This is a genomic window from Bradyrhizobium sp. 192, assembly GCF_023100965.1.
Classification (GTDB): Bacteria; Pseudomonadota; Alphaproteobacteria; order Rhizobiales; family Xanthobacteraceae; genus Bradyrhizobium; species Bradyrhizobium symbiodeficiens.
This window is the reverse complement of record NZ_CP064690.1, coordinates 1,998,619-2,022,080: the sequence shown is the minus strand read 5'-3', so window position 1 is coordinate 2,022,080 and position 23,462 is coordinate 1,998,619. Positions and strand designations below refer to the sequence as shown.

The following is a 23,462-nucleotide window of genomic DNA, read 5'->3' as shown; positions in this document are numbered from 1 at the left end:
GACAACGCCAATTACGAGTTCCTCTGGGGGCGGCGGCGTGATCATAGACGTGCAGCAATGGGACGTGCATTGGATCAACTAGGATCCTCATGCCTACATAGCGCATGCTGCGAATAGTATTGCTGTACACCTACGACAAGGATCGAGGCACTACCTACTCTGGTGAGGAAGAAGTACATTCGATAGAAGGGCTATTTCGACGCGACCGCGGGCGCATGAGCGTCAGCCGAGGTCGAACGGGTCAGAAATCGGCGATCTGCGACTGTTCGAGCCGTATAGCTAGGTGGCGTTCGCCAAGCTGTATGATCGCAAGACGCCGATCACGGCGGCCGAACTGTTGAATGATCGCGTGGTGCCGTTCTTCGATGCGCGGGGCATCCCGCTGAACCGGATCCTGACCGACCGCGGCACTGACTATTGCGGCAATCCGGAGCATCACGGATACGAGCTCTACCTCGCCGTCGAGGACATCGATCACACCCTCACCAAGACGAAGAGCCCACAGACTAACGGCATTGTCGAGCGCTTCCACCGCACCGTGCTCGAGGAGTTCTATCGCGTCGCGCTCCGCAAGAAGATCTATCCGAATATCACTGCGTTGCCGAGCGATCTCGATGAGGTGGATCGCTGCTTACAATGAGGTGCGACCGCATCAGGGGCGCTGGTGCTACGGCAAGACGCCGATGCAACCGTTGCTTAACGCAGGTGCTCTGTCGCGAGAGAATCGCGCTGGGCGCCATGTCGGAGCAGAAATCGTGGGTAATTGAAAGATCACAACGCCGCTTACACACCGAACACCCAATGTCCTCGAGCTTCGTCCGAAGGGGCGCCGCCACTCTCAAGCGGCTCCCGTTGAGAAACGTGCAGGCGGCTCCGGCCATTATGCGCAAATTATCGTAATGCCGGCATGTTGGGATTTCCGCCGCTTTTCGCAAGAGTAGACTCAAGAATGACATCTGGGCACAGCTCGCTCCGCTCACGGAATGTACGCTCGGTGGTCGGGTCCGGCTCGATGGACTCAGCCATCGCTCGACGAGGCAAGATCGGCCTTTTACGAAAGAGGGGCCACCAGATCAGTGACCCCACTTTGCGTCTTTGTTGCGGGCTTTTCTCTCTCGGCAGTTAGGTCAATGGACTGCGGGAGGCTGCGATCAACCCCCCATTCAGCTCTAGAAAATCTTCGAATGCGCTTGCAACCGCCTCGAGCTCACACGCCAACATCGGTAGGGACAGGTTGAGCATGCCCTTGCGGGTCAGATATTGGCCCCGCTCTAACATCTCCAGGTGAAAGAAGGGCTTAGCATTCGGATCTTCGGTCTCCGTATCCGCGATGGTGCGGACTTCGCCCTCGCGGAAATGGATGTTCATCATCGAACCGATTCCGGTGAACTGGATGGGCAGTGCGCGGGCCTGCGCGATCCCGTTGAGCTTCCCCCGCAATGCATCGCCCATGGCGTTTAGTTGCACAAGACGGTCGCTCGTCAGCACTGTTGCTGCGGCCACCGCCGCAGCCATGGAGATGGCGTTGTTATTAAATGTGCCGGCGTGAGCAAGAGCATTTGGCCGATTTGGATCGTAGAGCGCCATGATGTCCTCGCGCCCTCCAAAGGCGCCGAAGGAAGCCCCTCCCCCAAGATACTTACCCAATGTTGTAAGGTCTGGCGTAATTCCGAGGACGCCTTGGAGTCCACTTGGCGCAAGACGAGAGCACATCACTTCGTCAAAGATGAGAATGATTCCATGCCGTTCGCAAACGCAGCGAATTGCTGACAGGAATTCCCGACTCGCAGGAATGCATCCCGCCGATCCCTGCAGCGGCTCAACGATAACAGCCGCAAGGTCGCGGGCGTCCCGATCAATCGCAGCCACCGTCTGTTCTATGTTGTTGTAAGTGCACAATACGAGCGGAAAAGGCGCGTTTTGAGCAGAATCGCCAGATTTATAATGCAATACTCCACCGTGATAGCCTCCGTGAAAAGCGAGAATTCGCGAACGTTTCGTGAAGGCTCTGGCTGTCCCCAACGCCATGAGATTCGCTTCCGTGCCCGAATTCGTGAACCGGATGCGTTCGACGGATGGAAAGCGCGAGCAGAGAGAAGCCGCCAAGCGCGCTTCGTTCTCGATGTGCCCGCCATGCACCCAGCCCGTTTCCACAGCATGCTGAATAGCTGCTTTGATCGTCGGCTCTGAGTGTCCGAACAGACCGGCGCTGTATTCACACAGAAAATCAACATAATCATTGCCGTCGAGATCTTGAACTCGACAGCCGGCGCTCGTCTTTACGACAAACGGAAACGGCTTAAAGAACAGAACGGATCGCGTATTACCCCCGGGCATGAATTCAGATGCGCGCTCCATATAAGCAAGGCTCAGCGGGTGTTGTCTGGTGTAGCGCTCTTCCGCGTCCGTTAGCGCGCGAGCGAGATTTACGTTATGCCCAATTTCGTTCATCACGAGTTTTCCATTTTCCAGTTCAAACCCAGAATTCTTGGGAAGGTGAGGCTGCTCATCGGCACCGACCGCCTGAGAACCGGGGAATTGGCCGATAAAGTGCGGATTCGTGGCGGGGAACAATATTTGCAAGAACAGGGCGGTTCTTGCCCTCCCCGCTTCGAGGTTTACCCCGTAAAGAGGACTGCGCGAGCAGAGCAGGCAGCGCTTGATGCCGAGGCCGTCCTAGGCTCGCGGTGCCGGCAAGCCCAATTAGGAAGCGGTTGTTGTCGACAATTCGGCCGGGCTGCGCCGCCGTTGAAATCTCGCACAATGCCCCCCAAGCAACTGCGAGTGTGGGAAATCGGGGGGATCCTAGATGATCGGCATCGGCCCTCATATGTCACACATCCTTTTTCGTGAGTAGCGGAAAAGCGCGCCCCTTTTCGCTGAGGAATAGGCGACGCTTACGCATTCTGTTCAGCTGCCACGCTCTCAACGTTGTCCACGATATCAGTCACCGCGCTGCGGTCACGTATTTTGGCCGGATCGCCGAAGTCATGTCGATGATCGCGTCCAATGGTGAGAGCAGAAGATCAGCCTGATCCTCGTTCCCCTGGTCGCGTTGCCTTTCCGATGTCGTGATAGAAAGCCTCTATTCGAGCGACTCCTGAAAATTACGCTGCAAGCTTCCGAGGTCTTAACCGCAAAAGTTTACTACCCGAACTGAATCTTGGACCGGAAGGTCGACGACACTTAATGGCCGTAAGAGATTCCAAGGCAGATCCGCTGAACCATCGAACTACCTGTGCGGGCACACAAACCTCGGCCAAGACGGCGGTATCAGCGCCAGCGGTTCTCCTCAGCGTCATAGGTGTCCGATAAGGGATCGCTGATGGCCATCAGCTCACGTTTGAGTACCTTATTGCTGGTGACCGTTCTCGGAAGCGCCGGAGTAAAGGCGATGTATCGTGGTACCTTGAATGCAGCAAGGCGCACACGAGCATGCTCGAGAATGCGCTCCACCTGCAGATGGGCTGGCCCGAGTCCCTTTTTCATTTCGACATAAATCTTGATCTCCTCACCCCATTTATCATCGGGAACAGGAACCGCGGCCACCTCCGCGATCTCGGGAATCTCGCGGATGACGGCCTCCACCTCGCAAGCAGCGATATTCTGACTAAAGCGACGGATCATGTCCTTCCTACGTCCTACGAACCAATAAAAGCCGCGCTCGTCTTGGCGCAACAGATCACCAGTCTTGAACCATTCTCCTTCGAAGCAACTCGCATTCGCGTCTGGCCTGTTCCAATAGCCCTTGAAGATGCCGCGCCCCTTAACCCAGAGCTCACCCACTCCGCCGGCTGGGGTGGCGCTGCCGTCATCGTTGACCAAGCGCAGCTCCCGAAAAAGGGTGCGAATCCCGACCGAACCGGTCTCAATCATGTCTTCGACATCGGGAGGCATTTGCGTGCCGCTTCCGATTTCCGTCATGCCAAAACCGTTGGTGGCGCGCACCGCAAACTGTTCGCGATACCGGTGAACTGTCTCCGCCCTCCAGCCGTCGTACTGCCACACGTGCTTAAGGCTCGTCGGTACGTTATGGTGGCATTCTGCTATGCGCCTCGGCAACGCACACCACTCGATGCGAAAGTTCTTCACCCACTCCATAAATTGCGATGCGTCTATTTTCTGAGTGACGTACACCGTTCCGCCCTGTCCATATGAGTTCAGAAGAATAAATGGCCAACTGCCATAGGAGAAGGATGCCCAACTCAGATACCTCTTGAACGGGAGAAGACAGGTACATACATACGAGGCGATCCCCCAGTAGTCGTGCGTCAACATGCAGCCCTTCGGAAAGCCCGTCGTCCCCGAAGTATATTGGATCGTCAGCAGGTCCTCGGGGCGGACATCCTCGTCCAGCGGCGAATCGTCGACGTTTTTCAATAATTGATCGAGCGTGATAGCTGTCTCGCCGGAGCGCGGCCCTAAAAGGATTACTCGCTCCTTGCCGAGCTCTTGCGGCCAAGGATCCATCGCACTGAACACTGGCCATGCCGATTGGTCGACTATGGCAAATTTGGCCCCGGTATCGCTCGTAATGTATTCGACCTCCCTCGGCGTATAATGCATGTTGATCGGAACCATCACCGCACCGAGCTTTGCGAGTGCGAACCACACGGTCGGCCATTCGATGCGATTGGGCAGCATCACTAGAACCCGATCGCATTTGCGCACTCCGAATGCGCGCAGCGCATGTGCATAGCGGTTGGACCTGCAGTCCAGTTCAGAGTAGGTTGCACGCTCGCCGCGCTCGAAGATGTCGACTGCGGTTGTGGACGCGTGTGTTCGCGCCCGCATCGAAACAAGTTGTCCCAGTGTTGTGGTTTTATATGCGGCCTCCAGCACCTCGATCCCGCGCAAGACGTTTGCTACGCGGTCGTGCAGTTGGCTTGTTGTCCGATTGTTAGGAGTCATTATGAACCTCAGGTCAACGACACAAAGAAGATGTCGAGTAACGGGCGCAACCGTTCCGTTGCCAATGCGCGTGCTGGTCGGTTAATCAGACCAGCGCCTTGCGCTGCCCCGCGGGGCGATGTTGTTGCGCGCGCACTACGGCGAACTCGAGTCCAGCAACGCGCGGCGCCTACCATTGATGAACTACCCTTGCCATTGCTGCACACCGTCGTATCGTAGTGAGCGTCCGTCATCTTTTCTTCGCCCAATTAGTATTGACGGTACATCACTAACAGTGATCAGGACACTACCTACTCTGGTGAGGTTATGAAGAAGCTGTTGCTGGTGCGTCTCAACGAGAGGTGCATGGCCTCCTAGCGGGCGATGTGGACCGCGGCCGCGGAGAATAATGACTAGAGCCAGCCGACCAGTCGGCAATTGTCGTTTCGCTCGAGCATCCCGGATCAGCTCACCAATGGCTATGTTTAGTCCCGGCATTTTGTGGAGCGGATTGAGTTTGAATCGTTCTGGCTGGGAAGTCCAGCATTTGCAGATGTATTCGTAAGGCGTGAGGCCCTTCAAGGTTTTCAGCCGCCGAGCGTAGTTGTAGGCGTTGATGAAGTCGTCAAGGTGAGCTTCGAGCTGATCGTGTCGATCGTAATGGTAGCGTTTGACGGTCGCTTCCTTGATCGTGCGGTTCATGCGTTCGACCTGGCCATTGGTCCAGGGATGCTTGATCTTGGTCAGCCGATGTTCGATGCCATTCTCGTGGCAGCGCATATCGAACATGTGTGTCACGTATCTTGCCGTCGGGCCGTCCGCGTAGCGCGGGGGGAAGTGAACTGGATCCCATTGTCGGTGAGAACCGTGTGGATCTTGTAGGGGACAGCCGCGATCAGAGCTTCGAGGAAGGTCGAGGCCGAGGTCCTTCCCGTCTTCCTGACCAGTTGCACGAAGGCGAATTTGCTGGTGCGATCGATAGCGACATAGAGGTAGAGCTTGCCTTCAGCGGTCTGGAGCTCAGCAATGTCGATGTGGAAATAGCCGATCGGATAAGCCTTGAATTTTTTCTTCGGAGGCTTGCTGCCTCCGACCTCCGGCAATCGGCTGATCCCGTGGCGCTGGAGACAGCGATGCAGGGATGATCGCGTCAGATGCGGGATGGTCGGCTGGAGCGCATAGAGGCAATCGTCGAGCGGCAATAGCGTATGCCGCCGGAAAGCGACGATGATCGCCTCCTCCTCGATGGAAAGCACGGTCGATTTGGCTTCTTTGGGGCCTGTCGGGAGATCGGCGACGGTCTCGCGCTCCCTCCACTTCGCGACAGTCTTCTGGTTGATCCCGTAGCGCTTGGCGAGCGCTCTCAGGCTCTCTTGACTATTTTGTATTGCTCGACGGACCGCCTCCGTCGTCGTGGCGCAGCCGTGTAAAACTTGTCCCATAGCGCATCCTTCGAATCGTGCGACAAGAATGCACCATCAAAGCTTGGGACTAAACACCCTAATCCAGTTTGAAGTTCGTTCTGGCCCACGACGAGGACCAGAGCATGAAGCGTAGCCGCTCACGGAAGAGATGGCGTATTCGGTCCCGAGAGCTATCGCCGAAAGTTGGTGACGGCGGGAATCGGAAAGGCGGCATATCGTGGGGGTGCTTGACGCCTCCACTTCTCCACCGAAGGAGCGATATGCCGTGTCCAACGATAACGTCATCCATCTGATTCAGCCAGGAACCGTCGCCGATCAACTCACAGAAGTCTTGCGCAATGGAGCGCGTGCCCTGCTGGCCCAGGCGGTCGAGGCCGAGGTTGCAGACTTTCTAGGCCAGCATGCCGATTTGAAGACCCTGGACGGCCACCGGCGCGTCGTCCGCCACGGTCACCTGCCGGAGCGGGAGGTGATGACCGGTATCGGTCCGGTCGCGATCCGCCAGCCGCGTGTGCGCGATCGCGAGGCGGACGCCTCCGATCCCGACCGCATCCGGTTCTCGCCGGCGATCCTGCCGCCCTACATGCGGCGTTCGAAGTCGATCGAGACGCTGCTGCCGATCCTTTACCTGAAGGGTATCTCGACCGGCGACTTCTCCGAGGCGCTGGCTGCGCTACTCGGCAAGGATGCGGCCGGGTTGTCGGCATCCGCCATCGGTCGCCTGAAGAATGGCTGGCTCGACGAGCACGCCGCGTGGCAGAGGCGCGATCTGTCGGCCAAGCGCTACGTCTACATCTGGGCCGATGGCATCCATCTTCAAGCGCGCCTCGAAGACGAAAAGCAGTGCATCCTGGTGCTGATCGGCGCGACCCCGGAAGGCCGCAAGGAACTGGTCGGCTTCACCGATGGCGCCCGCGAGAGCGCGCAGGACTGGCGCGATCTGCTGCTCGATCTGAAGCGGCGCGGGCTCGACGTGGCGCCGCAGCTTACCATCGCCGATGGCGCACTCGGGTTCTGGAAGGCGGCCGGCGAGGTCTGGCCGAAAACGCGCGAGCAGCGCTGCTGGGTGCACAAGACCGCCAACGTGCTCGCCAAGTTGCCGAAGAGCCAGCAGCCGAAGGCCAAACGCGCGTTGCAGGAGATCTGGATGGCTGAAACGAAGCTCGCCGCCGAGCTGGCGTTCGACACCTTCATCGAGAGCTACGCGCTGAAGTACGAGAAGGCCGCCGATTGCCTAAGCAAGGATCGAGACACGCTACTGGCGTTCTACGGCTTCCCGGCCGAGCACTGGAAACACTTGCGGACGACGGATGAGATGGACAAGCGATTTTTTTCATGACCGAGATGACGATTGCAGAAATCGCGTACGTCCATTCTTTTGTTCGGCTGCGCCGCGGGCCATTCTTCCGTCCCGGCCATCGATCTCGCAGCCGCCGCGCGCAGGGGCGGTCAAGGCTGGCCGCGTTTGCGGCCACCGCAAGGCTTGGCCTTGACCGGCCCGAGCACGGCGGCATGCTGGCGTGGAACGGGACTGCATTCCTGGCTGGCACTTGCCGTCAGGCGGGATTATCCTGGGTGGGCGCGGGCGACCTCGTGGCGAAGCGTGGCGCATCGGCTGCAAGCGCCACCAGGCTGCCCTATTTTGTCTTGCCGAGCTGAGGCGCCCGCGCGCCGGTTTTTGGCCGCCGTGGTTTCCATTGCGTCACCAGGCGCTCGTAGCTTTGCTCCGCCTGTGCGGCAATCAACATCTCGCGGTCGCGCAATGCCTTGATGTTGTAGGCATACGCTGGCCCACGCCGGCTGCCTTTCTGTTGCGGATGTCCGGCTTGAAGCTGCATCGCGCGGGTCTTGATGGCGACCAGTGCCGGGCGCGCCCACAGGTAATCCTCGCCCTTCGTCAACAAATGCCAGCAAAGCACGGTGAGCTTCCGGGCCACGGCCACCGCGGCGATCTGATGGCCGCGCCGGGCGCGGATGCGCACGAAAAACGCATGCAGCGGACCGGGCGCCTTGGCCGCTGCCCAGGCCGCCTCGACCAGCATGGCGCGCGCGTGACTGCGGCCGATCTTGCTGATGCGGCCGTGATGGGCGGCGCCCAGTCCGGACTGCCGCACCCGCGGGTTCAGCCCAAAATAGCTCACCAGCTTCTGCGGGCTGTTGAACCGGCTGATGTCGCCGATCGCCGCCATGATGCCGGCAGCGACCGCCAAGTTGACGCCGGTGATCGTCATCAATCTGTTGACCGCGGAATCGTCGATGGCGTCCTGCGCGATCTCGCGGTCGAGCAGGGCCAGATCTTCCGCCAGCCGGTCAAGCTCGCGGACGTGCCGATCGATCGCCGCGCGCTCATCGTCCGGCAACGGTTGGGCGGCCAACCACGCCCGGCCGCGGCCGTTGAAAAGATCGGCATGCGGGCACTTCGGGATCAGGTGCGCGTGCAGGATCGAATGCACCTCGTTCTTGAGCCGCGTGCGATGGCGCACGACCTGGTAGCGCCGCGCCACCAGCCGACGCTTGCGTTCCGTCTCCGCGTCAGGCGTCCAGATCTGCGGCAGGTACCCAGCCGCCTGCAGACTGGCGAGCGTGCCGGCATCGATCTTGTCGGTCTTGACGTGAGCCTGGGCGATCGCCTTCACCTGCAGCGGATTGGCGATAATCACCCGTGCCACGAACGGTGCCAGAACCCGCGATACCGCCATGCTGTTGCCGGTCGCCTCGACCACCACCTCATCACTGGCCAGCAGGGTCTTGCCAAATCCCTCCAACGCAGTCCGCGTCATATCAATGCGGCTCGCATGTCGGAGCCTGCCATCCTCCCAAATCACCACTTCCCCGAAAGTTCGGTGGACGTCGATGCCAATCACCCGTCGCATTCGCACCTCCTGCCAATCAGACCACATGACGGGAGCTGCGGGCGACACGACAACTACGCATTCGCGCTCTCAGCGCAACCGGGCGAGTCGCAGAGGCGGCCAGCTACTAACTCGAGCTCGCGGCTCATCGAATGCATCGGCCTGCCCGCACATCGTGCTCCCGGTGCCTCTGTCCCGATGGTCGCACCATACGCTACGATCTTGAATATCGCAGCGGAACATCGGCACCGAGAAACTCTCATACCGGTTACCAACCCCATCGAAAGCACCTTCGCCACCGTTCGCCACCGCAGCATCCGATCGAAGGGCTGCCTGTCCAACAAGACGGCACTCGCGATGGTCTTCAAACTGCTCGAGGCCGCGCAGAGAAGCTGGGTCGTCTCGATGGCCACAACCAGTTGCCAAAACTCGTTGTCGGTGTGACATTCAATGATGGGATCGAGGTCATCGCCAAGCCGACCGACCGTCAGCCCATAACCGCCGCCGCCTGACCGGCTCCGGCCGTCACCAAAATTTGGCGATAGCTCAACGCGGCGACGGTTACGGTTCTGTCCGGTCCTGAGCGGCGACGGCGGTCGACCACTGCCGAGAAGGCTTCGGATCGTCGAGGAGAGTCTGGCGGCTGGGGCCAGCGTTGTCGAGGTTGCTCGACGACATGACGTTCACCGCAATCTGGTTACGGCTTGGCGGCGGCAGGCGCGCACGGGCGTCCTCGCTTGCGGGCCTGGGCCGATCCAGCGGCAGGATGATGACCCCCCTTTTGCGGCAGTCTCTATTGCGCCGGACCGGCAACCGTTGAGGGCGCCCTGCGGGAGCTGCGGTGCGATGGAGATTGCGAACAACGCGGCATCCAGGTTACGGCATGTCGCAATCGCGCCGGGCGATGGTCGAGTGCATTTTCGGATGCGGCAAGCAGCATGGCACGATGCGCAAGACCAAACATCGTGGCGTCGCCCGCGTCGCCGCCGACTTCCTGCTCAATCTGATCGCCTATAACCTGATCCGCATTCCCAAACTGCTTGCCGCTTAGCCGCCCCGCGTCCCAGGGGGCAACCCAACAACAGGCCAAAAATTACCTCAACAGGCCAAAAATTACGTCCAACTCCACCGCGCCGCTCCAACAACCACCGGCAAGAACACGAAAACTCTCCATTTCAAGATTTTTCAGCAGACTGCTGGCGCATGGACGATGGCCGCAATCATCGCCATATCCGCACCTCGGCCGACTCGGGATAGTGGACGCCTTCGGCTTCGATCTCGATGCCCCAGGCATCGCAACGGCGAGCCCGGACCTCCGGCTTGGCCTTGCATCGCCTTGTCTCGCGCTCATGGTCAACAGGCACGGCCGGTACCATGGCGTCTACTACCGCCGGTACAAACGGCGGATTGGCAGCCATCGGCGTCCGCATTGGCGTGCTTGCCGGAGCCGTGAATACTTGTTGTGGGGTCAGCCCGTGTCGCCCGGCAATCTCGGAAACGACCGCGCCTGGTACCAGCGTCTCCTCGACGATCCGGGCCTTCTCGTCCTAGGAGAACCAACGACGGCGTCCCGTCTCCGTGATCACTTCCAGCCGGCGCGCCGTCACGTCCGATTTAAGCGTATGGTCAAGCATAGACACGACCGATCCCTTCGAAGAGGTCGTGAAACTCGCCTATCTCAGGTGCCGTGAGAAGGTGGGAGCGGAACGACGCTTACGGTGCGTCTGGGTTGAAGTGAGTTGAGTTTGCGAGCGGATGAATTCCGCGCATGAAGAGGTGGTGTACGGTGTAAACGACACCTGCGAGTCAATTCGCAAACTGAAATGACAATCTGAGTTTGGATTGTGGCGCGGTTCAGCCTCTTAGGCGTAAGTTCGTCGGAGCGAAGTCGCCGATTCCGAACGGCGGCCGATTGGGCCAAAATCAGCTATCGCCTCGATTGACGGCAGCCTCCTGCCAGTTCCTCCTGCCGGTATTGCAATCGTAATCGCCAGTTCAACCGGATCAGCCATCGACAGGCTTTCTCAAAGTGGTGGCAGCTCAACATTTGGAATGTCGCCAATATCAATTCCGACTTCCTGAGCCCTCTTAAGAACATCCATGGCAGTCCGAACAAGTGCATAGTCCAGCATCGTTGATTTGTGCCGAACCGCGCCCTCTCCGCGGGAAGTGGCCTCCGCCAAGATGGACACGACGTCACGGGCCTCATTGATCTCATCCTGCGATGGCGAGTAGATTTCATTGATGATGGGGATATGGCTAGGGTGGATCGCTGACGCCCAAGACGCGCCCATGCGCTTCGATCTTTCGCCAATTCGCCGCACTAACTCGAGGTCGTCCAATCTCGCGGTCATGGCGCCTTCAACGTGTATAATGCCAGCAGCGCGAGCTTGCACCACGGAGTCGGCTCCAAAGCACATCCCCTCATCGGCCAGGTCATTGAACTGCAGGCCCAGGGACCGAGCCATGTCTCCACCTGGCGTTGGGCCACAAGCACCGCCCGCCCGTTTGACCCGCTGGGATGCCATGCATAGTTGGTACAACTGGTACCTCCCCACTGCAGATTCCGGGTACGGACAAATCTCGATCCGGCCAACCGGGAGCCCCCGCGACCTCTCCAAGTCCGTAAGCACGAGGTCCAAAGCGGCAATCTCTTCCGGATCTTCAGTCTTAGCTACCGCCACCCCGTCTAGGCCGGCGATTACAACCGCATTAAGGTCGTCTAGCAGATAGCCTGTTCGCCACCCATTGGCCCTCACAAAGCGCCCGAAGCGTTCGGTGCATAGCTCCTTGATAGCTGCCGCGACCGCCTTGCGAGCTCCAGTTTTTTGACTAAGCTCGACCGAGTCTTCTAGGTCGAACATCAGGGCATCCGCTCCATACTTAGGCGCCTTCAACATCCATTCGAGTTTATGTCCAGGGACGTAGAGCATCGAGCGATACCAGCGAGCTTCTCGAAATGTCTGGGGCATAATTTCGTCCTTCTTCGGAACTCACCAATGCAACGCCGCATCGAGGCCGATGTCTCTTGCTGTCTTGGGACCCACCGGTTTAGCTTGGCTGTTTTTACATATCTGAATTGCCCGCGCACCTACCTCTCCTGGTGGGCTGACTCGCGCGAGGTAGGTGCGATGTCTTTTCGAGCATTGGTCTATCTAGTGGGCAACGTGTTCGCGATGGTCGGCGCCAGTCCGCAGACTTGGCATTATGGCCTTACAGCAATCGGGTGACGGGTGCCGTGCATCAGGGAGGCGTCCGGTTTCCCAAAGCTTCTGCGTAAATAGCTAGAGCATCTTCGAAGCGGACTTCCCGTGGATTATTGACAAGCAGCCGCGTCTGCTTCATTGCTTCCTCGGCAAGTTTGTTCAGATCTTGAGGGCCTATCCCTACCTCGGCCAATGACAGCGGAATCTTACAGTCTCGGCAGATAGCTGCCATTGCATCGACAAACAGCCGGGCTCGCTCGGCGACCGTCAGGTTGACGGCCTGGAAATCGACAATAGGCGCGAGTTCAGCATAGAGAAGCTCGGCCGCGGATAGGTTGAAGCGAAGCACCTGCGTTAAGATCAGGGCATTCGAGAATCCGTGAGGCACATGGAAAATTGCACCAATCGGATATGCTAGCGCGTGGACGGCAGCCACTGGGGCGTTGGCGAATGCCATGCCGGCGAGCATCGATCCTAGCAGCATCTGCGACCGCGCCTCGATGTCCTGCCCGTCCTCGCACACCCGACGCACATTGGCCGAGAGCAGCCCGAGCGCCTGACGTGCAAACTGATCCGATATTGGGTTCTTCTTGTGCTTGCTACTGTAGGCTTCGATTGCATGTACCATGGCGTCGATGCCAGTCGCGGCTGTGACGAATGTCGGCAGGCTGAGAGTCAGCTCGGCATCCAGGATAGCCCAATCAGGGATGAGTACCGACGAAACGACACCTTTCTTCTGGGCAGTGGGTGTGGTGACGATCGCGATCGGTGTTACTTCCGAGCCGGTCCCCGCTGTTGTCGGCGCCAACAATAGCGGCAAGCGTTGTCCCTTGGCGAGACCAACACCATAGATGTCGTCGAGACGATCGGGAGTCTTCGCCAGATAGGCCACAAGCTTGGCTGTATCAAGGACACTCCCGCCACCGATCGATAGCACAACATCGATGCGGTCGGCTCGACAGGCCGCAACAGCGGCTTCCACCACGTACGACGGGGAATCGGCGACGACATCGTCAAAGATGCTGACGCCAATACCGGCTGCTGCTAGTGATGCCTCGGCGCCTGCCGTCAGCCCAGCCGACCGCACGATCTTACCGGTAACCAACATGACGCGGCGAGCGCCAAAGTGAGCGATGAGCTCTCCCACCTTGCGGGAAGCCCCCCGCTGGAACAGAATATTGGGGGGCGCTTGAAAGGAAAAACTTCCAACCATCTTCAGTCCTGCCTATGTCTCTCGCCGCAATGAAACAGACGAACGCCAGTACCACCACCGACGCATCAGCATTGCCTCTCTTTGATGTCGTGCAGCACGTTCAGAAGTTCGCCAGTGCCATAACCTCCTTCTGCTGAGCACAGCACCAGCCGTTAAGAGGGAGGCCGCACTCAGCAGCCTATCCTCCATCGTAGCAAAATGGTCCATCATCACATCGGGCCAGCGGCTTCGATCGAACGCCTCGATAAGCTGCGCATCCGTGTCGCCCTACACGACCTCGACCACCCGCTGGCATTCGCCCACGCCATCGACCAGGACACGGGTGTTCTCGGAATAGTCGATCGGCACGTCCACAAGGTGGACACCACCCTCCGCGAAAGCGGCCTCCAGCGTCGGCACGAGTGCATCGGCAGCGTTTACGCGTGCTCCCTTCGCGCCAAACGACTGAGCGTAGCGGACGAAGTCCGGATTGCCAAACGAAAGGCCGAAATCGGAGAAGTTGCGCGCGGCCTGCTTCCAGCGGATCATGCCATACGCTCCATCATTCAAGATCAGCACCACCAAGCTAAGTTTGAGCCGCACAGCGGTTTCTAGCTCCTGGCTATTCATCATGAATCCGCCATCACCGCAGACCGCCATCACCCGTCGATCTGGATAAAGCAAGGCGGCCGTCATTGCCGACGGCAACCCAGCGCCCATTGTGGCGAGCGCATTGTCGAGTAGCAGCGTGTTCTTAACACACGTAGAATAGTGGCGCGCCCAACAGATCTTGTACATGCCATTGTCGAGCGCAACGATGCCGTCCTCCGGCATCAGTTTGCGCACGTCCTGAACCAGCCGCTGCGGCGTGACAGGCCAACGGCGTTCCGTCGGGCGGTCGGCACCTCGGTTCAGAATGCTATGACGTAGCGACAGCAGCGCCTTTGCATTCGGGAGCTTTCCTTCGACACGCTCGGCAAGCAGTTGAAGACTGGGTCCTACGTCGCCCACAATCTCCGCATGCGGGAAATAGACCTGCTCCACCGCCGCTGGCGTATAGCTGACGTGAATTACGAGAGGGCCCTTCCGCCCCATGATGAACGGCGGCTTTTCTACAGTATCATGCCCGATCGCGATAATTAGATCCGCCTCATTGATTGCGTCATGAACATAGTCGCCTTCAGCGACAGCAGCGGTCCCCATGTACAGAGTTGTGTCGCCAGGTACCGAGCCCTTTCCCATCTGCGTGGTGAAAAACGGAATGCCGGCACGGTGCACGAAGCCGGCAATTCCGAAGGTTGACCGCGGCCGACTCGCCGCCGCTCCTAGCATGATGAGCGGCCGTTTAGAGCCCAGAATGATCTCGGCTGCCCGGTCGAGTGCCACGCGATGCGCAACCGGGATTTCGATCGGATGTATCGGCACCATCGGCACCGGCTGGATTTCGTCTGCGGCGATGTCCTCAGGCAGCTCGAGATGAACCGGGCCCGGTCGCTCCTGCATCGCGATACGAAACGCATCGCGAACCAGCGTCGGAATGCTCTCCGGGCTTACGATCTGTCGCGATAGCTTCGTAAGTGGCTTCATCGAAGCGATCACATCGACAAGCTGAAAAAGCCCCTCTCGGCTGCTCCTGATCGCTTTCTGTCCAGTAATCATGACCATCGGCATTGCGCCGAGGTGAGCATAGGCGGCTCCGGTCGATAGGTTGAGAGCGCCAGGACCACAAGCTGCAAGGCACACGCCCGGACGACCCGTGAGCCGCCCGTATGTCGCCGCCATGAACGCTGCGGCCTGCTCATGCCGCGTCAGCACCCACTCGATCTTCGAGCTCCGGAGAGATTCCAGCAGATCGAGATTTCCTTCGCCGGGCACGCCAAAGACGCGGTCGACCCCCTCATGCGACAGCGCTTTGACAAGTAACTCCGATCCCGTCACCATCCCCAACCTCCTATTGTGAAGACGGTGCGAAGATGTGCGCCCGCAGCGTCTGAACGATCGCGCGCTACAGCCGAGCATGGTTCCACCTTGTTGACATAGTTCAACAACCCGCAGATAGCGGCAACGCATTTCTAACACAGTACTGGTAATTGCGCGCCCACCAGATCTTGTACATGCTCTTGTCGGAGACATCGATGCTTCTGCGGTTCTCCGTTGTGCACCAGCCGCTGCGTGACAGGCCAACAGCTTCCCCTCCCCGGTCGGAAACCTGATCCAGAATGCTCTGACGTAGCGACATCACCGACTTTTCGGTCGCAAGGTCTCAGCACGCCGGATACAGTCTGCTCCAGTATCCCCTGGCGCATAGCTGACGTGGATCGTGTCAGGGTCCTTCAGCCAAATGGATGAACGGCGGCTTCTCTGTTGTTCATACCCGATCGAATCGGAGGCGGTCGAAAGGATCGACTGGTATGCCATGCGTTGGAAGATCGACGTCTTCCACAAAATCCTCAAGTCAGGCTGCCACGCAGAAGATTCCAAACTACGCACGGCTAGTCGGCTTGCCAATCTCATGGCCGTCTTCTGATCCTGAGTTGGCGTGTATTCTGGTTGACCATGCTGAACCGCGCTGCACCGAATGCAGCCCCCGCCATGGCGCTGGCCTCGACCGAGATAGCCATTGTTGGATCAACTTGTTGCTGACGCTGGAAATCGGCAATGCAGATCAGGAACGCTCTCGTTCTATCTCATAAAGCTTAGCAGGCCGGGAAGCTACCTGGCGCGATCAGCGATCCTCCGCCCGGAAACGCAGTCATTTGGCGAGGACGTTCAAGGCTAAAGATATCGAGCTCGATCTTGAACTCGGCATGGCCGGAAATGTGGCTAATTGGAAGCCTCACCGGATGCTTTCGACTAGGAGGTCGGATGTGTAACGTACTGTCGGAGCCACGACACGTCCATCCGAGCAGAATCACCTTTAAATGATGGTTTTACCAAATGGCACGAGCATTGAAAGAGAGGTCGTCCGGCAGCAACTGCTCAAGGAGTCGCATTGGTAGCCTCTCAATTTATTGTACGCGGCACGTTTGATGTCGCCCCCCAATGGCGCGATTGAGCGCAATGTGCGTTCGCGAATGGTTTTGTCATCGTGATCGACTGCCCGATCGCGGCTCGCCAACATCAATGCGCGCTCGCGTCCCGGCCCTGCATCCTTGCCGGGCCCTGCCGGCACCGATTTTCGTGAGTCGGTCGAATTCGGACGGCGCGAAGCTGAGGTGCGGCCCATGGATGCGGACGGAACAGCTGCGGTCGATTGCAACAAATTCATTAGCATGTCACTCAATTTCGTCTCGACTCAGTCGAAGTCATCTTCGTCGTATGTTGGGGCTGCTATGCTTTGTTCCACTTTAGACGTTTTATGAAAATATGGTGGACGGCATTAGGGGAGGCACATCCATCGATCAACGGGAACGTCCGCGGTCGGAGCATTTGATGGCTCGTTCGTCGCTTGGGTCGGAAGTGGCAGCTACCGAGCGGACCGCCCCCGCATCGGCAGAATCCACAACACTGGCTGAGGGTGCTGCCCACGATTGAAAGCGCCACAAACCATAAGATAGCTGTAGTCGCGTCGAGCCAGCCTGACCTGCCCCTGAAGTTTCACCCAGTAGCGGTTAGAGTCTCGGCGGATGTTACGCCGTTTGGCGCGGTGTTAGCAACGTGCGATCGGCGGAGCTGGTCGGGGTTGCGCAGCCGATCGCACGTTGCGGTGAGGTAGGCGGCATAGGCCGCAGGAGTCAGATAGCCGAGCGAGGAATGCGGGCGTTGGCCGTTGTACAACGACGTTTGAGAACGCCCACAGGACCGTTCTTCGCGAGGTTCTTTATCGGCATCATCCTTGGTTTGGGCGCCGAGTTTGCGTTCATGGGGCCATCGACAAGGCCGACGATGTCGTTTTTCGCTGCACCCTGGACGGATCGCAAGCAGACCGTTGGCTGGAAGTTCCCGCATGGATGTTCGACCGGACGGCATGCCATGATGCCGGGTTTCTGACAGCTCAGCCGCTTGTTAGGATCGATGCACTTGCGGCGCTTTCTGCGCTTCTCGATGTAGCGTTGAAGGATCGAACGCCATCAGCTGCCCCGCTTTCTGGCGCATCCAGAGGCTCTCACGGCCAGAATCGGGGAGCGACTCATGTCAAGCCAGACGGCAATGCCAGGGAGCGGATACCGACACAATCAACGACCGCGGCCGCAGGAGCAGATGGATCTGTTCGGGAGCGGCCTGTCGAACGGCGCCATCGGCGCGCCGGCATGGTCGGAGCTGCCGGCGGAAGCGCAGGCGGCCCTTATGAGTCTGATGACGCAGTTGATCCTCGACCATGCTGCGACGACGGCGACGCCGCGCGCGAAGGAGGTCGGTCATGATTTCTGACAAGGTCAGGCCTCATCATCTCGAGCGCAAGGCGCTTCTTTACGTGCGTCAATCCTCAGCGCATCAGGTGTTGCACAATCGCGAGAGCAGTGCGTTGCAGTATGCCATGCGGGACCGGCTGACGGCGCTCGGGTGGTCAGAGATTGAAGTGATCGATGATGATCTCGGTCGTTCAGCCGCCGGCGGGGTACAACGCGCCGGTTTCGAGCGGATGGTAGCGGAGGTTTGCCTCGGTAAGGTTGGCGCGGTTTGCGCCCGCGAGGTCTCGCGCTTCGCTCGCAACAGCCGGGATTGGCAGCAACTCATCGAGATGTGTCGTGTGGTCGATACCGTCCTGGTCGATCAGGAGACGATCTATGCACCGAGGCACGGTAACGACCGCCTGCTGCTCGGGCTCAAGGGCAGCCTCAACGAGTACGAGCTGGATCTGTTGCGCCAGCGCTCGCTCTCGGCCCGCTACGAGAAGGCGCGCCGGGGCGAGTTGGTTGTGGCGGCGCCCGTCGGCTTCGTGAAGGCCGGCGACCATTATGAGAAAGATCCGGATGGGCGTGTCCAGGAAGCGATCAAGCTGGTGTTCGACAAGGTCGAGGAACTGGGCAGCGCGCGACAGGCGCTCTGCTGGCTCCACGAGTACAATCTCGATCTGCCGGTGAAGCAGACCAGCGGCGACACGGCCTGGCGGCGACCAAGCTACTCCGCCATCCACCGGATCATTGAGAACCCGGTCTACGGCGGCGCCTATGCCTATGGTAAGACGGCTGTGGCGGCGGGATACAGCGCCGCAGGCGTGAGCGTGAAGATCCGCCGCAAGGCGCGGAACGAATGGCTGGCGCTGAAGCCCAACACCCACGAAGGGTATGTGAGCTGGGAGAGGTTCGAGGCGATCCGCACTATGGTCAGCAGCAACATTCCCACCGGCCGGCATCACGGCGCGCCCAAGCATGGTGACGGGCTGCTGGCCGGCCTGATCCGGTGCAAGCGCTGCGGCCGCAAGCTCACACTCCGATACTCCGGCATGAAGCACCATATCCCGCGCTACAGCTGCAGCCGCGCCTGGATGGACAATGGTGGCCCTCACTGCATCGGCTTCGGCGGACTGCGCGTCGATGATGCAGTCGAGGAAGCGCTGCTTGGCGTCGTCGGTCCGGGCGCTATCGCCGCTGCAACCGCGGCCGCCAAGGAAGCCAGGGAACGGCGGGATCAGGTGCGCGATGCTCTCAGTCGCGACCTCGAAGCGGCGCGCTATGCCGCCGACCGGGCCTTCCGGCAGTACGATGCCGCTGACCCCGCGAACCGGCTGGTGGCGGGCGAGCTTGAAGCGCGCTGGAACAGGGCGCTCGCTCACGCGGCGGAGGTCGAGGGCAAGATCGCAATGCATGAGGCGGCGACGCCCGCCCCCATTGCCGATCCAGCTTCGCTCGGCGTTCTAGCCTCGAACCTCAAAGCGGTCTGGGATGCGCCGACGACGGATGCTCGCCTCAAGAAGCGCGTTGTGCGCACCCTCATCCATGAGGTCGTGGCCGATATCGACGATGCGGCCTCCGAGATCGTCCTCATCGTCCACTGGGTCGGCGGCGTTCACAGCGAGATACGCCTGCCCAAGCGCCGGCGCGGGCAGCGTAACAGCACCTCCGCCAACATCATCGAGGCTGTGCGCCGACTGGTGCTGATCGCCAGCGACGATCTGATCGCCGGCCTCCTCAACCGCAACGGCCTCGAGACCGGTAACGGCAATCGCTGGACGCGCGAGCGTGTTACCTCGCTGCGCTCGAACTATCGCATCCCGGTGTTCAAGCCCGCCGAGGACGGCATCGAGCACTGGCTAAACCTCAGCAACGCCGCCAAGCTCCTGAAGATCGCGCCCAAGACGCTCCGGCTGGCCGCTGAAGCCGGTGAAATCGAAGCCATCCATCCTCTGTCGGATGGTCCTTGGATCTTCGCCCGCAGCTCGCTGATAACAACTGCTGCTCGATCTATCGCCGAACGAGCGCGACAGAACCCAAGATACCCCACGGGATCGAATCCCAATCAGCAAAGTCTTTTCTCTTCAACAACATAGACAGATGGGTGTTCCGATGCGCGGTTGTAGTCGCCGACCCAATCCGCAATCTTGGCGCGGGCGTGATCGAGGCCGAAGAACAAGGTTTCGTTGAGAAGCTCGTCCCGCATCCGGCCGTTGAAGCTTTCACAGAAGCCGTTCTGCATCGGCTTGCCCGGCGCAATGAAGTGCCAGTCGATCTTGTTCTCCTCGGACCAGGCCAGCATGGCATTGCAGGTGAACTCGGTGCCGTTGTCGGAGACGATCATGCCCGGCTTGCCGCGCTGATTGATCAGCGCCGTCAGTTCGCGTGCCACCCGCCGCCCCGGGATCGAGGTGTCGGGGATGGCCGCCAGACATTCCCGGGTCACGTCATCGACGATATTCAGGACCCGGAAGCGACGGCCGCTGGCGAACTGGTCGTGGACAAAATCCAGCGACCACCGGGCGTTCGGCCGAGCCTCGACCAGTATCGGCGCTCGGGTGCCCACGGCGCGCCGGCGGGCCCGGCGCTTGCGCACGCTGAGGCCTTCCTCTCGATACAGACGGTAGATCCGGTTCCGCCCGGACGGCTCGCCCTGCTGGCGAAGCAGCACGAACAGCCGGCGGTAGCCGAACCGCCGACGGGCATTAGCAAGCTCGCGCAAGTGGCCGCGTAGTTCGGTGTCCGGCGGTCGGCACGATCGGTAGCGAACCATCTTGCGGTCAGCGCCGACGATGCCGCAGGCTCGCCGCTCCGACAGACCCATGACGGCCTGCAGGTGCGCGACGGCTTCGCGCTTGGCGACGGGCCCTACCATTTTTTTGACAAAAGCTCGCGTAGCGCTGCAGCATCCAGCATCTGCTCGGCCAGCAGCTTCTTCAGCTTGGCGTTCTCGTCCTCGAGTTGCCGCAACCGCTTGGCATCGGAGACGTCCAGACCGCCGAACTTCGCCTTCCAATTGTACAGCGTCGCTTCAGAGACGCCATGCTTCCGCGCCAAATCGGCAGCCTTCGCACCTGCCTCATGCTCACGCAGCACGCCAATAATCTGCTCTTCCGTAAACCTGGCTCGCTTCATCTGTCCGTCCTTCAGAAGGCCGGACTCTAACTTCAACTGGAGGAAATCGGCAGGGGCAGGTCAAGCCGCATTGGCTGCAGCTCCATCATTTACGTTGGCGAGGATAGGAAGGTACGTTATGGCACAATGCGTTCAGGCTGGCACTGTCAGTTTTCCCGCACAAGAGTTGGTAATCTTTGGACAATCGGCCCATGAGGCTGTCGCCGCTGAAGTCGCTCGACGCGGCCTGCACCGGATCTTTGTCACGTCGACTAGATCTCTGACCCGAAATGAGGACGGTCCGCTACAGAGGATCGTGGAGGCGCTTGGGCCTCGTTATGTCGGACGATTCACCGCGATCGGTTCGCACAGCCCGGATTATGACGTCGTCACCGGCGCCATTGCTGCCCGCCGAGCGGGCACCGAATTGATATTGGTGGCGGATCAGTGATTGATGCGACGAAAGCGATTCTTATATGCCTTTGGGAAGGTATCGATAGCGTCGAGGCCTTCCGTACGGCGCATTCAATGTTTAATGGCACATCAGCCAGCAAACCGGGTCGTGAGCGGATGTTTGCCGTACCCACCACTTTGTCAGCAGCAGAATTTACCTCGGTCGCTGCAGTCACCAACCCACACATCGGCCAGAAGATGATGTATCGCCACCGGAATGCTGCTCCGCAGGTAGTTGTGCTCGATCCTGGCGCGACGCTCAATACGCCCCTGCGACTGCTTCTGACCACTGGTGTCCGTGCGATAGACCATGCAACTGAGGCTTTCTGTTCGGCTAGCGCCAATCCCATGACTGATGCGTACGCATTGAGCGCTGCTCGCTTTCTGTCCGCGGCCCTGCCCGCGATGAAGGTCGACCCCGAGAACCTGACGCACAGGCAATTGGCACAGTTCGGTATGTGGCAAGGACTTCTCGCCTCCTCGATGGGCGCAGGAGCGGGGGCGAGCCATGCCATTGGCTACGCGCTCGGCGCGTCCTATGGAGTGGCCCATGGTGAGACGAGTTGCGTCTCTTTAGCGTCGACTCTGCGATGGAATGCGGAGGTAAACGGAGACCGCCAAAAGTTGCTGTCTGAGGCAATGGGTTATCGAGATCAACCAGCCTGGGAGGTGATACGCGATCTGGTTTGCTGTCTCGATGCCCCGATGCCGCTGGGTGATGTCGGCATCGTTGCCTCCGAGATTCCGCGCCTGGCCGAACGTGCATTCACTTATGCACCGATACGCAATAATCCGCGGCCGATCAGGTCGCCCGGCGATGTTGCGGAAATTCTTATGTACATGATGGACGCAAGTATCTGCTAGGTGTTTGGTCCCAAGCTTTGATGGTGAATTCTTATCGCACGATTCGAAGGATGCGCAATGGAATCGTATCTCCGGCTTGATCATCGGTCGGCCGGACCAGCGTGGCTCGACGGGCCGCGACAACCGCATGTTCGTCGAGGCGTTTTATGGATCGTGCGGACCGGTTCGCCGTGGCGTGATCTGCCCGAAGTGACCTTGCCCCCAAGTTTTATCCAGTCCTGAGTTCGCCCGTGCCGTTGGATTTGCCCGGTTGGGCGGTGGCAGCGACGGGAGCTGGCGCGGAGCCTTCGGCATAGCGCAGCGCCAGATCCCGGCGCGGGTGGCAGGTCATCGCGAACTCGGACGGGGTTCTCCATCTGAGCTGCGAGTGTGGTCTTGTGTCGTTGTAATCGGCCCGCCAACTTCCAAGTGTGACGCGGGCTTGTGCCAGTGACGTGAACAACGTCTCGTTCAACAGCTCATCCCGCAGCCGGCCGTTGATGGAGAAGACGGCCCCGCTCCCTCGGCGCCGGCGCTATGCTGGCGATGTCTGTACCTAACAGGAGCAATCATCATGGAAGCCGTGACAATTGGCTCGGATATCGCGAAGCACGTATTTCACGTTCATGCGGTTGACACTCAAGGTCAAGTGACCAGCCGCCAACGCCTCCGGCGCGGTGAGATCGTTTCCTTCTTCTCCTCGCTGTCGCCCTGCCTGGTTGGGATAGAGGCTTGCGCCAGCGCCCATTACTGGCCGCGCGAGATTCAGCGGTTTGGACATGATGTGAGATTAATACCGCCAGCATATGTGAAGCCCTATGTGCGGCGGGGAGCAAAGAACGATGCCGCTGATGCGGCCGCAATCTGTGAAGCAGTTAGCCGGCCCAATATGAGGTTTGTTCCCATCAAAAGCGTCGAGAACCAAGGCTTCCTGATGCTTCATCGGGCAAGACGCCTACTGGTCCGCCAGAGAACATGACCGCCTGCGCTATTCGAGCTCACTTTGCGGAGTTCGGAATTATTGTCGGACAGGGCCGGCAAAGGGTGGAGGGTCTAGCAGTCTGCTGAAAAACCTTGAAATGGAGAATTTTCATTTTTCCGCCGGTCGTTTTTGGAGCGACGCGGTAGAGTTGGATGTAATTTCTAGCTTGTTA

Annotated in this window: 13 protein-coding genes and 10 pseudogenes; 11 read left to right on the top strand and 12 right to left on the bottom strand. The window is 59.5% G+C overall.

Annotated features, from left to right (window positions below):
* Window positions 1-268: 268 nt before the first annotated feature.
* Window positions 269-767: pseudogene (locus IVB24_RS09240) on the top strand (integrase core domain-containing protein); the annotation flags it as partial.
* Between the two features lie 355 nt (window positions 768-1,122).
* On the opposite strand, the gene IVB24_RS09235 reads toward IVB24_RS09240, so the two are convergent.
* The 3 genes and pseudogenes from IVB24_RS09235 to IVB24_RS09225 form a co-directional block, all read right to left on the bottom strand.
* The gene (locus IVB24_RS09235) at window positions 1,123-2,583 is read right to left on the bottom strand and encodes an aminotransferase class III-fold pyridoxal phosphate-dependent enzyme (RefSeq protein ID WP_247772709.1); all 1,461 of its coding nucleotides are present in this window, start codon (window positions 2,581-2,583) and stop codon (window positions 1,123-1,125) included.
* Window positions 2,584-3,273: 690 nt separating this feature from the next.
* The gene (locus tag IVB24_RS09230; protein ID WP_247772708.1) at window positions 3,274-4,857 is read right to left on the bottom strand and encodes a class I adenylate-forming enzyme family protein; all 1,584 of its coding nucleotides are present in this window, start codon (window positions 4,855-4,857) and stop codon (window positions 3,274-3,276) included.
* A gap of 516 nt (window positions 4,858-5,373) precedes the next feature.
* A pseudogene (locus tag IVB24_RS09225) lies at window positions 5,374-6,332 on the bottom strand (IS481 family transposase); the annotation flags it as partial.
* Between the two features lie 247 nt (window positions 6,333-6,579).
* On the opposite strand from IVB24_RS09225, the pseudogene IVB24_RS09220 reads away from it, so the two are divergent.
* Both IVB24_RS09220 and IVB24_RS09215 read left to right on the top strand, forming a co-directional pair.
* Window positions 6,580-7,635, top strand: a pseudogene (locus tag IVB24_RS09220) (IS256 family transposase); the annotation flags it as partial.
* 14 nt (window positions 7,636-7,649) lie between these two features.
* On the top strand, window positions 7,650-7,973 hold the full coding sequence (locus IVB24_RS09215) for a hypothetical protein (protein ID WP_247337951.1): 324 nt from the start codon (window positions 7,650-7,652) through the stop codon (window positions 7,971-7,973).
* Here IVB24_RS09215 and IVB24_RS09210 read toward each other — a convergent pair.
* Complete coding sequence (locus IVB24_RS09210) at window positions 7,952-9,169, bottom strand: IS110 family transposase (protein ID WP_247774063.1); 1,218 nt, start codon at window positions 9,167-9,169, stop codon at window positions 7,952-7,954. The genes IVB24_RS09215 and IVB24_RS09210 overlap by 22 nt on opposite strands.
* A gap of 267 nt (window positions 9,170-9,436) precedes the next feature.
* Between IVB24_RS09210 and IVB24_RS09205 the strand changes: the two are divergent.
* A pseudogene (locus IVB24_RS09205) lies at window positions 9,437-9,678 on the top strand (IS256 family transposase); the annotation flags it as partial.
* A gap of 344 nt (window positions 9,679-10,022) precedes the next feature.
* A pseudogene (locus IVB24_RS09200) lies at window positions 10,023-10,217 on the top strand (transposase); the annotation flags it as partial.
* A gap of 973 nt (window positions 10,218-11,190) precedes the next feature.
* Here the strand turns inward: IVB24_RS09200 and IVB24_RS09195 are convergent.
* The 5 genes and pseudogenes from IVB24_RS09195 to IVB24_RS09175 form a co-directional block, all read right to left on the bottom strand.
* On the bottom strand, window positions 11,191-12,138 hold the full coding sequence (locus IVB24_RS09195) for a CoA ester lyase (RefSeq protein WP_247772707.1): 948 nt from the start codon (window positions 12,136-12,138) through the stop codon (window positions 11,191-11,193).
* A 271-nt stretch (window positions 12,139-12,409) separates the two neighbouring features.
* Complete coding sequence (locus IVB24_RS09190) at window positions 12,410-13,585, bottom strand: iron-containing alcohol dehydrogenase (protein ID WP_247772706.1); 1,176 nt, start codon at window positions 13,583-13,585, stop codon at window positions 12,410-12,412.
* A gap of 267 nt (window positions 13,586-13,852) precedes the next feature.
* Window positions 13,853-15,505: an acetolactate synthase large subunit gene (locus IVB24_RS09185; protein ID WP_247772705.1), complete on the bottom strand. Its 1,653-nt coding sequence runs from the start codon at window positions 15,503-15,505 to the stop codon at window positions 13,853-13,855.
* A 976-nt stretch (window positions 15,506-16,481) separates the two neighbouring features.
* On the bottom strand, window positions 16,482-16,847 hold the full coding sequence (locus IVB24_RS09180; protein WP_247772704.1) for a hypothetical protein: 366 nt from the start codon (window positions 16,845-16,847) through the stop codon (window positions 16,482-16,484).
* 314 nt (window positions 16,848-17,161) lie between these two features.
* A pseudogene (locus tag IVB24_RS09175) lies at window positions 17,162-17,338 on the bottom strand (IS3 family transposase); the annotation flags it as partial.
* 426 nt (window positions 17,339-17,764) lie between these two features.
* Between IVB24_RS09175 and IVB24_RS09170 the strand changes: the two are divergent.
* Both IVB24_RS09170 and IVB24_RS09165 read left to right on the top strand, forming a co-directional pair.
* Window positions 17,765-17,935 (top strand): hypothetical protein, encoded by a 171-nt coding sequence (locus tag IVB24_RS09170; RefSeq protein WP_247293539.1) that lies wholly within the window; start codon window positions 17,765-17,767, stop codon window positions 17,933-17,935.
* Window positions 17,925-19,994 carry a recombinase family protein gene (locus IVB24_RS09165; protein ID WP_247293541.1) on the top strand — a complete coding sequence of 690 codons (2,070 nt, stop codon included), beginning with the start codon at window positions 17,925-17,927 and terminating at the stop codon, window positions 19,992-19,994. Before IVB24_RS09170 ends, IVB24_RS09165 begins: the two co-directional genes overlap by 11 nt.
* On the opposite strand, the gene IVB24_RS09160 is transcribed toward IVB24_RS09165, so the two are convergent.
* Together IVB24_RS09160 and IVB24_RS09155 are read right to left on the bottom strand one after the other, a co-directional pair.
* Complete coding sequence (locus tag IVB24_RS09160; protein WP_247772703.1) at window positions 19,964-20,914, bottom strand: IS3 family transposase; 951 nt, start codon at window positions 20,912-20,914, stop codon at window positions 19,964-19,966. The two genes, IVB24_RS09165 and IVB24_RS09160, sit on opposite strands and share 31 nt — an antisense overlap.
* Window positions 20,881-21,033, bottom strand: a pseudogene (locus IVB24_RS09155) (transposase); the annotation flags it as partial. The pseudogene IVB24_RS09155 and the gene IVB24_RS09160, both read right to left, overlap by 34 nt.
* 118 nt (window positions 21,034-21,151) lie before the next feature.
* On the opposite strand from IVB24_RS09155, the gene IVB24_RS09150 reads away from it, so the two are divergent.
* From IVB24_RS09150 to IVB24_RS09140, 3 genes and pseudogenes are all read left to right on the top strand, one after another.
* Window positions 21,152-21,463 (top strand): hypothetical protein, encoded by a 312-nt coding sequence (locus IVB24_RS09150; protein ID WP_247772702.1) that lies wholly within the window; start codon window positions 21,152-21,154, stop codon window positions 21,461-21,463.
* The gene (locus IVB24_RS09145; protein ID WP_247772701.1) at window positions 21,460-22,329 is read left to right on the top strand and encodes an iron-containing alcohol dehydrogenase; all 870 of its coding nucleotides are present in this window, start codon (window positions 21,460-21,462) and stop codon (window positions 22,327-22,329) included. The genes IVB24_RS09150 and IVB24_RS09145 overlap by 4 nt, the downstream gene beginning before the upstream one ends.
* 4 nt (window positions 22,330-22,333) lie before the next feature.
* Window positions 22,334-22,521, top strand: a pseudogene (locus IVB24_RS09140) (transposase); the annotation flags it as partial.
* Between the two features lie 16 nt (window positions 22,522-22,537).
* Here the strand turns inward: IVB24_RS09140 and IVB24_RS09135 are convergent.
* Window positions 22,538-22,819: pseudogene (locus IVB24_RS09135) on the bottom strand (transposase); the annotation flags it as partial.
* A 63-nt stretch (window positions 22,820-22,882) separates the two neighbouring features.
* Between IVB24_RS09135 and IVB24_RS09130 the strand changes: the two are divergent.
* Window positions 22,883-23,355 (top strand): annotated as a pseudogene (locus tag IVB24_RS09130) (IS110 family transposase); the annotation flags it as partial.
* Window positions 23,356-23,462 lie beyond the last annotated feature (107 nt).